This is a genomic window from Methanothrix soehngenii GP6, from assembly GCF_000204415.1.
Taxonomy (GTDB): domain Archaea; phylum Halobacteriota; class Methanosarcinia; order Methanotrichales; family Methanotrichaceae; genus Methanothrix; species Methanothrix soehngenii.
The window spans coordinates 1694861-1708739 of sequence record NC_015416.1; the positions used below are offsets into that span (position 1 = coordinate 1694861).

Below are 13879 nucleotides of genomic sequence, written 5' to 3' on the forward strand. Positions count from 1 at the left end.
GAAATACTTTATAGTAGTATAGGGTGTTTTTATTAGATTTCTATAAGGGGTTTACTAATACCGGTTTTGTTTTTAAATCCTAATAAAGTTGTTGGCCGATAACGGTTTTAAAATTATAGATTTGAATCGTAAAAGTGAATAATGGTTACTTATATTGAATATGTATTATAATAATTATTTACTTTTCATTTACTTTGATTACTTTTTTGGTTGAAAAGTATTTTAATGGGATTAAAAAAATGACTGATACTAGTAAGGATGAAGAAATCGTTAGGCTGTTACTTAGTGGCAAGAATCCGGGTGAGGTCAGCCATTTGGTTGGAAAGCATCGGGATAGCGTAGTGAATGCGGCTAAAAGGAATCGGGATAAGCTGTCTGACGAAATTAGAAAGAAGATCGACCAGGATGCTATAGTAGTTGATGGGAATGTGGCGGCAGGTCTGGAGATTTGGCGGCAGTACCTTAAAAGCGAGGGTAGGCAGGAACTACTTGCAAATATTATGGTGAAGGTCGCTGGATTGATTGAAAAGAGCGAAAAGACAAATGAAATTCGGGACCTTTGCGTTAGCGTTGGAATCCTTATTGATAAGTTTCAGATCGAGCAAGGCAGAACAGATGACAGTGCTAAGGCCGCTTTAGTGAAGTTATTTGAGAAGCTGGGCGAGAAGTAATGGGCGAGCTAGAGCTGCCTGTTGGCAAACAGCGGGACTTCATTTTAGAAGAGCCTGCTAGAATTAATTTGCTGTATGGGTCTGTTAGAAGTACTAAGACTTGGTCGGTTAATATAAAAATCCTTAAGGATATTTTGACATTGCCGACTGGTAATATATTGTTTGTTGGTAATACTGGTACCAGTCTGTACCGCAATGTGCTTACGCCTATTAAGGATTTAGTGGGCGAGAAGAACTTTGAGTTGAGGGCTGGCAAAAAAGAATGCGAAATATTTGGTAGGACGGTCTGGATTGAAGGCGCTGACAATACGAGTTCTTACAAGAAGATTGAGGGCGAGTCATTGTTAAGGGCATATGTCGATGAAGGCACTACTATCCCGGAGAACTTTACTAATATGCTGTTGAGCAGGTTAAGCGATAAAGGCGCTTGCCTGTACCTTACCTGTAATCCTGAGACACCCCGCAATTACATTTATAGGAATTGGATAGCCCGGCAGGATGAACTTAATATTAAGGTCTGGAAGTTCACGCTGGATGATAATCCGTACCTGCCCCTGGAATACAAGAGAGACCTTGAAAAGGAATATCCTAAAGGGACTGTCTTTTATGATAGGTTTATTTTGGGCAATTGGGTAGCGGCAGAGGGCAGGGTTTTCGGACTGTTTGCTAGGGGTATGCATTGTGAGGTGCCACCGGCTACATTGAGGCCCAAGGAATTGCGGATCGGAGCGGATTATGGCACGCATAATGCATGTGCTTTTGTGGCCCTGGAGAAGTATCTGGTGCCTGGTAGGGCAAAACCCACATGGTATGTAGCACGCGAATACTATTGGGATAGCGTGGTGGAGCATGCCCAAAAAACGGATGCTGATTATAGTAAGGACATGGCTAAGTTTGCGTCTGAGCAGTGGGGGTATAGTTCGGGACAGCCCGGTATTACTTATGGGGACAATACCAGCAAGATGTATGCCAGCACGATAGAAGTAGATCCGAGTGCGGCTTCCTTTATTTTGCAATTGCAGCGAGATGGATTGCATAAGGCACGGGCTGCTGATAATGATGTGTTGGGCGGTATCAGGAAAATAGCATCTATGATTGGCAATGGCGATCTTATTATAAATAGTGAGAAATGTCCGGTGCTTGTTAGCGAAATGGAAACTTATGCTTGGGATCAATCTGCTGCTGACAGGGGCGAAGACAAGCCCCAAAAGATCGATGACCATGTTGTGGATGCACTTAGATATGCTGTTAATAGTATACGCGTTTAAAATAGTATTAATGTTTATATAATGTTTATATAATGTTTATGGAGTTTTTATGCTTATTGATATGAATTGGCTGATGCCAAGAAGTCATTTTCCGCCAGAAGATGAAAAAGGCAGATTATTATCTTATGATAAATATAATTTGCTATATGAGGGACGACATGAAGCGGTCTGGGGCGACTTATGGGACCTTGCGGATATCGAGGATAATATTGATGTGGTTAGTACTTTCTTTGCGAGGATATACAATGGCAAGAAGCTACCGATGAACTGGTTTAAGGTGGTTACTAGCGTTTATAGTGATATGGTGGTAGGAGAGCCGCCACGCCTTATGAATCCGGTAGGACAAACTGAATTGGACGGCATTGTTAATAGAAGTGATCTGAGTGTTGTGCTTTATAATGCTTGTAATAATTTTATTCAGTTTGGTAATGCTATTCTGAAGGTCCGGTTTGTTGGGACAGGATCAGAACCCGGCAGTATTATAGAAAATGTGGATCCAAGTATCTGGTTCCCGGTAGTCAATCCTGACAATGTTAATGAATACAGTTGTCATGTATTGGCCTGGAAGTTTAAAGAGATGGTTGGTAGCAGTGTGGCCAGCTTGCTTAGGACTGAAGTACACACTGCTGGCGCTATCGATAATCATCTTTATTGGATGAATGGCGATGAGATAGATCATGAAGTCGAATTAAATATAAGTAGTAAATATATTAATGTGCCTAAGCATATTGAGACGGGAGTGCCTTACCCCCTTGTTTTTGTAGTGTCTAATATCAAGAAGCGCAATGACGTTTATGGCATAAGCGACTATGATAGCATTGAAAACCTTGTTAAGGAACTTGAAACACGTATTATAAAAGTATCTTCTATTCTTGATATTCATTCAAGGCCCGCGATGACAGGGCCTTCATCTATGCTCACTACCGATATGGAAACGGGCGAAGAAACGATGCGCATAAACGGCAGGTTCTTCGCGGTCAATAAGGACGAGGATAAGCCCGAATACATTACTTGGGATGGGAAACTGGATAGTAGCTTCCAAGAAATGGACAGACTTGTTAGTATGATTTATGCTGTGACGGATTTGAATCCGGCAGCGATTGGAGATTTTAGTGGGGGAGCGGTTGCTTCTGGTAGTGCTTTAAGGCGACTGCTTTTGAGGACAATTTCGCATTGTAATAGGATCAGGGTTCGTTTTGATCAAGTTCTTAAACGGGCAATAAAGGCTGCAAGCATTCTGGATGTTAATGGCCGCATAAAGAATGCTACTGTTGTGGAACTTAGCATAATCAGTTGGCAGGATGGACTGCCTAGCGATGACCTTGAAAACAGCATGATCGAGCAGACAAGAGCCAATTCTGGACTAACGTCGAGGTCGTCTGCAATTATGCGCTTGGATGGTTGCACGCGAGAAGAAGCTGATGAAGAGATGGAACGCATCAAGCGAGAAGCACCGCCACCACAACAATGGGCAAAACCCGTTCCTATGAACGGACAGGAAATAAGTAATGCTAGTAAGCAAGGCGGGATTGAAAAGGCCCCATTAATGCCGGATATTGTTAGCACCTTGAAGGATATCGGATATTTTAAAAATAATTCGGGATAGATATGTCTGATATCCCTAAAGAAATACAAGACCTGATTGATAGTATTGTATTGGAAGACGATCAGGAAGAAGACCCGGATTGGCTTGTGACTATATGGCCTTTAGTGCTAGCGAAATTTAGCAAAGGCATTAAAGACGCTAATTGGAAGTTGTGGGTAAAGGCGTGGCAAGACGCTATACAAGGGGCTTTTGAGATGGGCACTGTTGGCGATACAGTTGGAACGGTAGCACCGGCTTTAGTAGGGTCTGATGCAGCTATTAAATATTTTTTAGAGCATGGAATGGAATTAGTGAAAACTTTATCAACGACCGACATCCAGATTCTTAAGGGCCAGATGGTTGAGAATTGGGGCAAGGGTCCGGATGCGTTTAGAGCCGCTTTTGAGGATCAATATAAGGGGCCTGCAAGGTTAGACAAGATCTATAGGACGGAGTACGTTCGAGCCCAAAATGAGGGCATAGTGGTACGGGCAAAGGCTGCTGGCCACAAGTACAAGATGTGGCGATGTCCTAACGATGAAAGAAGCTGCCCGGAATGTGTCGCTATGGATTATGAGGTTGTACCTATCGATGAAATGTTTTCTGGTGGCGTAATGTGTCCGGGACTTCACCCGAATTGCAGATGCGTCTTAATTAGCCTGGAAGACAGCAGCAGCGAAGTGTTTTCAGAAGATGTTGAGCCGATTATCGCGTGAACACTATTTTTTTCGCAAACGACGCAAAGGGGGGGAAGGGCGAAGGGGCCGAAGGCGTCCCTTCACTTGTGAAGGGGGACGCCGTAGGCTCTGGAGCCCGACCATGTCAGCTGGAAAAAGAAGACGCTGAGAGAACGGCCCACAGGTTCAGGAAATCGTATGGATATGAGGCGTAGTGTGATTCACTGGCCGCGGTCAAAACCTTTTTATGATTTAATGGATGATTACGGGTCGCGTTGGAGGAATTTCATTGCTAAAAATCAGTTTAGTTGCGGTGTGTGTGATCTTGATAGCATGCAATTGTATTGGAGACGGTTCAGGACAGGGAATGGATTACACGTACAACGAAACTACAGGTATATACAACGTATCAGCCGGCGATTCGTATCTCAAATCCATTGGTCCATATTCTTATTCAAAAATAATCGAATCAAGATATTATGAATACGACGCGACCAATGAATCATATATAACATTATTAGCACTAGGTGATATTTTAGAAGATCAGAAGAACTTTTATAAAGAAAAACGATATAATTCTGATTATGTAGGAAAATATGATGAGTCATTGTATTTTACCGAAAATGAAGCATATGACTTTATTCGACAATGTGATGCGCTCATAGTACTTGGCAATAATTTGCTTAATGAAACTAGCATTCTATTTGAACAAAATGACTACAATGGTACGGTGGAGTGTTATTACCGATTCTTGAAATTGCGGACAGTTACTCCTTCAATATTAGAATATGGGACTACTGCTGCCTATGTACTTTCAGATATACATAGTAACATGGGCACATATAATGCTGGTGTAGATCGAGGTATGGAACAAGATCGTGATGGTATTGCACGTTATTTCGAATTTGATGATACTAAAGCAAGACAACAAGCAGAATCAGCTGCGTCTATACTAGCTGAAAAAGAACGAAAGAAAAGATATCAATCGTATTTCAATGATACTGGTATCAAAATCACAACAGGAGACTACGAATCCAGTAAGTTAGTTACTGTTCCACTGAATAATTGCGAGATAAGTTTTCAAATAAGAACTATTTATGAAATGGAAATAATACCATGTATTAATGTAGTGTCAAAAACAGTAGGAACAGGTAAGTATTACCATACAGAAAACTTCACGATGGATTTATTTGTAATGGGTCATGATCATGACCTAATAATAACAATAGCAGATTATATAGGGCCTGCAAAATATAAACCAACGAATCCATTTGATTCACTAAGTCTTGTGGACAGGAGAGGTTATAAGGTATTTGATTATGGAAGCATTTTTAGGATAGATGGACATACTGGAAGAAAATACGAGTCATTTAATTCTGAACGACCGAATAAACCGCATATGTGTGTAGTATCATACGCATTGGATTCAAACACCTTTGTGCAAGTGCATACTCAACATCTTGATCAAGATAAAGACGTTGCGTTATTACTGGAGACCTTACATATTGAGAAAAAGGTGAAGTGAAGCAGGTTAAGACTTCACTTCTTCTCCGGCACCTTTTTTGCAGCAACATTTAGTTATACACTATGTCCCTTGTCTTAACAAATTAGGACTGTGAATAGCCAAATAGTCCATTGGAGTTTATTCCCAGATAACTTCTGACGCCATAAATGATGTCCGCGTATTCCTTAAACCTATCATGCCGCATCCTCTTAGTTCCCTGAAAGGTGGTGCTTCATCTCCATTTGGGCTCAAAATAATCCGAAATTGCTGGCCGACACTATCCAAGCGAGAATCATTTTCAGTTTCAAAAGTACCGTCATAGCGTTTTTCTCCATTCGGACTTGTTTCGGTAAGTGTCAAAGAAGATAAGACCACAGTTGTTTGTCTACCACCCGTCAAGCCTTGTCCAGTTCCTTTTATTTCAATCTCGCCCACACGTTCTGATTCTATTTCCCAAGATCTTTTTTTGATTTTCATATTAATCACTCTAAATCTCTGATAGATTACTTGCTAGAAATAATTTTGGGTAAAGATAGTAGCATTTGGCATGAGTATTACAGCCTACAGCTTTAGGAACTTATCATACTTGGATCGCTTGATATCGTCGGCTTGGTTCAGGTATTTCATTGTTGTCTTTATGTCGCTGTGGCGTAGAATGCTTGGATGGCTTGCTTCACACTCGAAAAAAGTGATATATGTATGATACAAGTTAAGCGCTGTGGTATCAGCAATCTATTTATCCTTGTATGGGGTTGATGCAACATAGGAGCATGACTATTAGAAATTCGCGACTGGCGGTTTGCTGCTGCCGCAACGCAGATTTTAAATAGTCTTAGGTAAAGCTTCGAGGGTCAGAGTCGAGGTCGCCTAGCTTGGTATGGCGCAGGTTTGCTAAACCTGTTCCGCTCCGCGGATCGTGGGTTCGAATCCCACCCTCGGCGCTATTTTACCAGTTAAATCACAGTTAGCTTCTTAATCTCATAATAAGGTTGGACCTACGTGGTTCAATGAAGCGGCTAATGATATTCATTGATAACACAAATATATTTCGAGGTTCGCGAGAAGAAAAACTCAAATTCGACTACCAGAAGTTGAGGAATACTTCTTTGGGATATATATCACTCACTGAAAATAGCAACAGGATAAGTTAATGTATTTTTTGCGGGGGGGCCGAGCGAAAGTGCCCGAACAATTCAATTTCCCATATGCATTTCATCATGATTTAGGATCCACGAATCGAATAGATCAGCCAAATCAAACGGCTAAATGCAAATTGCACTCTGTTGGAAAAATATGCATCAGTAGCCCGCTCGGCCCATGCTGCTACTCCTCACACTCCTCCTCTGCGGGAAGGGCATTAGGCAGGAAGTCCTCTACACCATTTCCTCTTATGTTCTCTGCATCATACCCTGTCCTCTTGGAGACCCTGGATTTGGGAGTCCACACGATCTCATCCTGCTCATAGGTCTCCCCAGTGGTATAACACCTGACCATTGGTGCGCCCATGAATTCCACCTGCAAGTTGCACAACGGACAGATCGCTACCTCGACCTCTCCTTTATTATTTGTTCTCTCCACGCTGAGCATTATTCCCACTCTCTTGAACCACGGTTTATGGGCTGTCCAAATCTCCACTTATTTAAGCTTGGCCCTTTTTGCCAGAGCCAAACCATAAATATCTATGTTTTAAGTTTAAAGCTATTTAAGAAAAGATCATAATAATTCATATCCGTTTTCTTCTGGATCTCTGAAGATAACGCTGGAGGATTGCGTTATTCCTCTCTAGATCATGATCTGATCATATGGCCTGGAGGATTTTATTGCCCCTAATTTGCCGCCAAAAGAGGAAATTCGATGCGCAGATAATGCTCATAATAGTTCCTAAAGTATCAGACGGTGAGGGGAGGGAGGTGCTACCTCGCCCCTCCACCGCCTCCTCCCCCACCGCCGCCACCGCCAAATCCGCCCCCGCTTCCCCCGCCGAATCCTCCGGAGCTGCTGGACTTGGGAGAGCTGGAGGAGTAGGCATGGCCGAAGCTGGTATGGATGGTATGGATGGCCACCGCTTCGGGAATGGGGATGTTAAAATCCTTCAATGCTTTCTCCACCTTGTCCCCCACCCCGAGAGCAGTGCCATAGATCAGCCACTCCTTCCACATATTCAGGTCACTGGGTGAATACCGCTGGATCATGGCATAGTCGCCCAAAAAGGTTCGAAAGGCATCCCACTCCAGCTTCTCTTTATAGTAGTCCTCCTTCCAGCGACCAAAGAGGGTGGAGGGGGCAGATACCGCCAGGCTTGACTGCAAGAGCAGAATCATAGCCGTGATTGCCACCGGATCTCCCAGGACGCCCGAACCCATGATAAAGGGGACGATGAAGAGAGCTCCCCAGATGAGGGGAAGGATTAGATGCCTGGTCTGAATCCCGATTCCCAGGGCTCTGATGCCCCTGCCGACCGCATGACGGGAAACCACATCCTTGTCAACGTAATGCAGGATCTCGTCCATGGCGCTGCGCAGCCTGGCCAGCTGGACTGTATCGTTGGACTTTGCCAGGGATTTCACCTCCGCCTCAAAGCCCGGAGCAGAGAACGCCCCTCCTCGAGAGTTATCCTGGAGAAACTCGATCACCCTTCTCTCATAGTCATCGAGATCCGGTGCAGATGGGGAGAGGACCATTATCTCGGTCCCGGATAATGTATCCCACATCCCGCAGGTGGCATTTCTTTTATGAAACATTTTTATGTTGACATGATCTTTTAAGTGGAAAAGGGATATGAAGGGGCTTGAAATGAAATTATCAACGCTATCGCTTGACCACTTAGGTTTAGTTGCCGCGATATTCGATGCTTTGGGAATTTCAGAGGTGATTGATGAATCGATTCCTAAGACTCGTAACTGCAAACTGAGCCATTCTGCGATAATAAAAGCAATGGTGATCAACGGATTGGGTTTCGCGGAACGCAGACTGTATATATTTCCCAGCTACTTTGAAAATTTAGCGCTAGAACGTCTTTTTAATCCTGGTGTTGTCCCAGAAGATTTTAACGAGGATGTTGTCGGCAGAACCCTCGACCGGATCAATAAATTTGGCTCGACGGCTCTTTTCAATAATATAGCCATGAAATGCATGCAACAGCTCGCTTTTGGCACTAATATCTACCATGTTGATACCACGAGTTTTGGTGTTCATGGCGATTACGAAGGACTGGACTGCAATCCTGCTATGGAGATAACTCTTGGTCATCCTAAAGACGGTCGCTGGGATCTAAAACAGTTCATTGTGAGCATGGTGACCAATCAATGCGGTATTCCTCTCTTTGTCCAGGCCCATTCAGGAAATAAATCGGATAAGAAAACTCTTATTGAGACGATTCAGATGTTCAAGTCTAATCTGGACTTCTCCGGAAAGAACTACTTTGCGGCAGATAGCGCCCTCTTCAGTTCCGAGAATATTCGTCTTCTTGGCGATAGCACTCTATGGATAACTCGCGTTCCAACAACCGTTCGTGAGGTTAAAGATCTTCAGAGACTAGATCTAGAGATGAAAACATGCTCTGATGATCGATATAGTATCTTTGAGACGGAAATTAACTATGGAGGAATAGATCAGAAGTGGGTTGTGGTCGATTCCAGAGAAATGCATGCTAGTAAGGCAAAGACTTTCGATAGACGGATCGGCAAAGAGTTCACTGAAGCGCGAAAATCGCTTAAGAAACTGGGATATATAGTTTTTGCGTGTGAAGCTGATGCCAGAAAGGCTGCAGATCGATGGATATCGGAAAATCCTCATTTCACACTAACTGGCTTAAGTATATGTGAAATCTCCAAACGCATCGACTCAAAGAGAGGCCGTCCAAAGAAGGATGAGCAGCTTGAGAAAGGCTATCTCATTGAAGGAGAAGTTCAGCGAAATGAGGCAACGATCGCTAACGAGAGATCTAGACTTGGCAGATTCGTCCTGGCGAGTAACGATAAGACTCTCGAGGGGGAATTGATGCTTCAATATTACAAAGGCCAAAACGCTGTCGAGAAAGGCTTTCGATTCCTAAAAGACAAAAGCTTCCGAGTGGCAGAAGTCTATCTCAAGAAAGAGGAAAGGATCGAAGCTCTATCCATGATAATGGTTCTATCTCTGTTGATCTATTCGATTGCAGAATGGATGATTCGGAAGAGGCTGAAAGAATCAGGAGAAACTGTGTTAAACCAGCTAGGGAAACCCACGCAATGTCCTACGTTGAAATGGATATTCCAAAAGTTCAGGAATATAAATGAGGCAATTATTGAACTGAAGGGATCGGTTCATCGAGAGGTCATTAATCTAAATGAAGAACAAATTAAAATTATCAAGTTGTTCGGCCTAGGATGTGAAAAATGCTATATCGGATGAGAGACATGCGGGATGTGGGATGTATCTATCCTGATGATATCCCGCTTATGCAGATCCAGCAACGTGGCATAGAATCCGTCCTGATCGAAATCGAAGGCATCCCCCTTGAAGAGCATATTCACCTGCCAGGGCCTTCTCCTGCTGGGTGGGGTGGAAAGGGCCCTGGGCACGGTATATCTCTTCTCCCTGCCAATGAGCAGGTAGACGAGAATCAATAGCATTGGCAGTGCAGCCACTAAAAAGCGCAATACGAACAATAGGCTTGATCCCTCACTTTCCTGAGCGGTGATGGTCCTCTGATAGACATTCGAGACCTCTCGGGTGATGCCCTCGATGATATTCGCTGTCTGGGGCAGGAGAAGCATCTCAACCTCTATCAGCTCATCTTTGGGGCTGCCACCAGTGATGACCCAAATCTCTCCCTCCTTTTGAGTTCTCAATTGAGGATGAGTGAAAAGCTCTACTATCAATTCGTCCGGGTCATGAATGTATATCGCAATCTGCCGGTAGGGCAGATGCTCATTCGCCAGCATGAGGTTCCAGTGGCATAACTCCTGGTCGCACTCCAGATAGGGATGAATGCGGAAGAGATACTCCATCTGATATTGCCCGGTAGAGAACCTCTGGGGATAGTAGCCTCCCGCCTCATTCACCAGGGCCAGGGAGGCGATCTCGCTATTGTAGCGATTGCCTGAGGCCGATAATATCTGAACTGTGCCATTATGATCCCTTACATAGGGCACAGCCCCCGAGGTGGGGAGGATACTCAGGGGCTCTATATAAGGGATGTCCAGGCTCTGGCTGGAGAGGGGCATTTTCCAATTGCGGTAGAGCATCCGGTACTTCCCCGAGCTTTTCACCTGATAGTCGAACCTCTCAGCCAGAGTGCCGTTGAGGTACAGATCTGCCCGGTAGCTGTCAACATACACATCCCCCAAAAAGAGGCCTGCCGGGAAGGGCTCCTCCAGGAATGGAATGCCTCCGGTTAGATAAAGCCCGCCAAGGCCGATCAGGGCCACAATGCCAATTAATACAGCTGCTTGCCTCTCCTCTTTCATCCCATGCCACCTTCATTCTTGGAGCTGCGGATTGTGGTCAAATGTTATTATTTCCACTCCACCTTTGGCCGTGATGGTTCTGTCTCCTCTCCGGTATAATATCCCGCCCGGCGCAGCTCATCCTCCTCGAAGCTGAGGTAGTCGAGCCTGGGCATGGAGGCAGCTATCCAGCGGGAGGGGAACGTATCGCGCATGGTATTGAACTCCTGCACGATGTTGTTGTAGGTGTACCTGTGTCTGGCTATCTCATCCTCCAGCTCCCGGATGGCATTCATGGAGTTTATCGTTGCCTGGGAGGTCTTCAGATCGGGATAGCTCTCTGCCACCAGGCGGATGTTGCCCAAAACCCCGCGGCTCTCCTTCTCCACCCTTCCCAATTCTTGCGCCCCCGCTTCTTGTAGCCCCGATCTCATCCCCGTGATCTTCTCCAGGGTCTGTCTCTCGAAATGGGCATAGCTCTCTATGGAGTCTACAAGCTGCTCGATGGTGTCCAGCCTCTTTTTCATGGCCACTTTAATCTGGGAGAGGGTGGCATCAGCGCCATTTCTCAGGCTCTGCAGGCGGTTATAGGTCATCACAAAGTAGCCTGCTACAAGGAGTAAAACTGCCAGGATAATCAGAAGCATGAGGGAGTCGATCATCAATTGAATTATGCATCTTATTTGCATAAATAACTAGCTTCATTGCATGAGACAGGAGCTCCCCGCCCCGGATTCGCTCGAAAAAAATGTGGATTTGGGCGGGATGAAGTCCTGCCGGCAGTACTCCTGCATCATCTGCCCTATGCCACAGTCACCACATTGCTGTAGGCCAGGATCGGTCGGTTAACATCATCTCCGAAAAGGCGGAAGTCGTACTGCCCGGGCTTGGACGGAAGCTGCCAGACCATGCTGCCGCAGCTCTTGCCTCCGGTGGAACGCTTTCCTGAGTCGAACTTGTCCGGGCTGGTAAGGCCATACATGCCGATGACGCTCGCCGGTGCGGCGCCCCAGTAGGTGACTGTGACCGTCCCCCCTGCAGCCACCTGGGATGGCTCGGCGACCATCTTATGGCCGGAGTCGGCCTTCACTTCGACAGCATTGCTTGATGCTAGTGGAATTGATTCTCCCGTGGCAAACAGCTTGAACACATAGCTTCCAGCCTCCTCAGCGGTGAATGTGACGGCACCACTTTCCCTTCTCGCCAGGCTCTGGCTGGAAAGGGCATTTGATGATTCAGACCTGTACATGCCGATCCAGTCCTTCTCCCCTCCCCGCGCTCCCTGGAAGGAGACAGTGATCTTCTCGCAGGTGAGGACGGAGGAAGGCGATGCACTGATCTGGGGGGAGGAGACATTGAACGGCAGGGATATGACGGCAGTAGCATTAGAATCGTGCATTACGAGCTTGAAAGAGCCTTCCATATAAGGAGCAGTCAGCAGGATGTCTCCGGAAATGTTCTCTCCCAGATAAAGATCCTGGGCCAGATTTTCTTCATCCAGGGCAATAGACTGGAGGCCCAGCCAGGCATCGATACCCGCTGGGGTTGTATAGTTCAGCCTCATCTCGCCCCCGGGAAGGAAGCTCGTGCCAGAAAGCTGCATGAAGGCGCCGCCCCTGCCGCTGACAAGGCCGGGCTCCCGGATTGGAGAAGCCTGGGGGTGCTCGTCTATGCTGGGGCCGCCAGGTATCGAATAGGAGGTAGCGCAGATCGTCCTTCCTCTGCATCCCTCCTCTGGATCATTGAAATCGCTGTAATTGTTGCCGATGAGGCCGTCATCCCAGCGGTTTAGGCCATCGTCATATGCATTCGCCTCGTTGGAAAGGTTATTCAGATAAATGGTGTTATTGGAGGGGGTTATTGCCCCGGAAGGGGTGGCATTATAGGATATGAAAACCCCCTTTCCCTTTGTTGAGACCGCTATAGAAGACTCTTGACTTGTGAGGGAGATGCCCTTTTCATTTCCCTGGATATCGTTCCTAGCCACCACGTTGCTCCGGCTCTTCTCCATCACCAGCCCCACCTCATTATCTTCAGCAAGATTGCCTTCGATCAGATTGGAGTGACTGGCCTGGAGATACATGGCCTCGAACTGGTTATTCTGCAATAGATTGCCGACTATCTCATTGGTATGGGAGTCCTCCAGCCTCAGGCCGTACCTGTTATCCCTAATCCGATTCCCTTCCAGGCGGTTTCGGCTGGAGTTCTTCAGGTACATACCCTCATTGCCGTTTCCTTCTATCAGATTGCTCAGGATGGTGTTATTTATAGCATGGCTCAGGACAACACCCGCATTCCCACAGCCATGGACCAGGTTATCGATTATCAGATTATCATTAGATTGGATCAGTATACCAGCGCTTTCCCTCCTGCTGCTCTGGCTCTTTATCGCAAATCCCTCGATGGTTACCCCCTTCGCCAACAGGATTATGGCCGGCCCCTCGTCGGACTGCACCTGAGGCTGGCCCCCGCCAGTATCTATCCCCCGGAGGACGAGCGATTTGTCCACCACCAGGCTCTCATTGTAGCTGCCGCTAGAAACCAGTATGATCTCTCCTGGGGCAGCAGAATCTATCGCCTTCTGAATTCGGTCGCCTGAATGGACGGTGATATCACCATTTACAGGGCCCGTGAACAGGATGAACGCAAGCGATACTGCCAAAAGAATGGATCCCTTTTCTGCCATGGCCTTCACACAGCCGATGAACTGGTTTTTGGGTATAAAACGCCATCCCTCAAGCTAGC

At 46.0% G+C, this 13879-nt stretch carries 12 protein-coding genes and 1 tRNA gene; 7 read left to right on the forward strand and 6 right to left on the reverse strand.

The window, feature by feature from the left end:
* The first annotated feature begins 206 nt into the window (after positions 1-206).
* The 5 genes from MCON_RS08540 to MCON_RS08565 all read left to right on the forward strand — a co-directional run bounded on the left by MCON_RS08540 (position 207) and on the right by MCON_RS08565 (position 5726).
* Positions 207-671: a hypothetical protein gene (locus MCON_RS08540; RefSeq protein WP_157863744.1), complete on the forward strand. Its 465-nt coding sequence runs from the start codon at positions 207-209 to the stop codon at positions 669-671.
* Positions 671-1939 (forward strand): PBSX family phage terminase large subunit, encoded by a 1269-nt coding sequence (locus MCON_RS08545; RefSeq protein ID WP_013719599.1) that lies wholly within the window; start codon positions 671-673, stop codon positions 1937-1939. The genes MCON_RS08540 and MCON_RS08545 overlap by 1 nt, the downstream gene beginning before the upstream one ends.
* A gap of 49 nt (positions 1940-1988) precedes the next feature.
* Entirely contained in the window at positions 1989-3545 is a 1557-nt protein-coding gene (locus tag MCON_RS08550; protein WP_013719600.1) for a phage portal protein, read from the forward strand.
* 2 nt (positions 3546-3547) lie between these two features.
* The gene (locus MCON_RS15235) at positions 3548-4240 is read left to right on the forward strand and encodes a phage head morphogenesis protein (RefSeq protein WP_052297553.1); all 693 of its coding nucleotides are present in this window, start codon (positions 3548-3550) and stop codon (positions 4238-4240) included.
* Between the two features lie 286 nt (positions 4241-4526).
* Positions 4527-5726: a hypothetical protein gene (locus MCON_RS08565; protein ID WP_157863745.1), complete on the forward strand. Its 1200-nt coding sequence runs from the start codon at positions 4527-4529 to the stop codon at positions 5724-5726.
* Positions 5727-5843: 117 nt separating this feature from the next.
* Here MCON_RS08565 and MCON_RS08570 read toward each other — a convergent pair whose 3' ends face one another.
* On the reverse strand, positions 5844-6191 hold the full coding sequence (locus MCON_RS08570) for a hypothetical protein (protein WP_157863746.1): 348 nt from the start codon (positions 6189-6191) through the stop codon (positions 5844-5846).
* Between the two features lie 370 nt (positions 6192-6561).
* Here MCON_RS08570 and MCON_RS08575 point away from each other — a divergent pair.
* Positions 6562-6646: transfer RNA gene (locus MCON_RS08575), tRNA-Ser, on the forward strand.
* 382 nt (positions 6647-7028) lie between these two features.
* Here MCON_RS08575 and MCON_RS08580 read toward each other — a convergent pair.
* Positions 7029-7292 carry a hypothetical protein gene (locus tag MCON_RS08580; protein WP_048132219.1) on the reverse strand — a complete coding sequence of 88 codons (264 nt, stop codon included), beginning with the start codon at positions 7290-7292 and terminating at the stop codon, positions 7029-7031.
* Between the two features lie 326 nt (positions 7293-7618).
* Entirely contained in the window at positions 7619-8446 is an 828-nt protein-coding gene (locus MCON_RS08585) for a DUF2207 domain-containing protein (RefSeq protein ID WP_013719603.1), read from the reverse strand.
* Positions 8447-8498: 52 nt separating this feature from the next.
* Here MCON_RS08585 and MCON_RS08590 point away from each other — a divergent pair, with 52 nt between their 5' ends.
* Positions 8499-10097, forward strand: a complete 1599-nt coding sequence (locus MCON_RS08590; protein ID WP_083804763.1) for an IS1634 family transposase — start codon at positions 8499-8501, stop codon at positions 10095-10097.
* Here the strand turns inward: MCON_RS08590 and MCON_RS08595 are convergent.
* The 3 genes from MCON_RS08595 to MCON_RS08605 form a co-directional block, all read right to left on the reverse strand.
* Positions 10085-11155: a DUF2207 domain-containing protein gene (locus MCON_RS08595; RefSeq protein ID WP_013719605.1), complete on the reverse strand. Its 1071-nt coding sequence runs from the start codon at positions 11153-11155 to the stop codon at positions 10085-10087. The genes MCON_RS08590 and MCON_RS08595 overlap by 13 nt on opposite strands.
* A 47-nt stretch (positions 11156-11202) precedes the next feature.
* Positions 11203-11796, reverse strand: coding sequence for a LemA family protein (locus tag MCON_RS08600; RefSeq protein ID WP_157863747.1), 594 nt, complete (start codon positions 11794-11796; stop codon positions 11203-11205).
* A 140-nt stretch (positions 11797-11936) separates the two neighbouring features.
* Positions 11937-13820 (reverse strand): right-handed parallel beta-helix repeat-containing protein, encoded by a 1884-nt coding sequence (locus MCON_RS08605; protein WP_013719607.1) that lies wholly within the window; start codon positions 13818-13820, stop codon positions 11937-11939.
* Positions 13821-13879 lie beyond the last annotated feature (59 nt).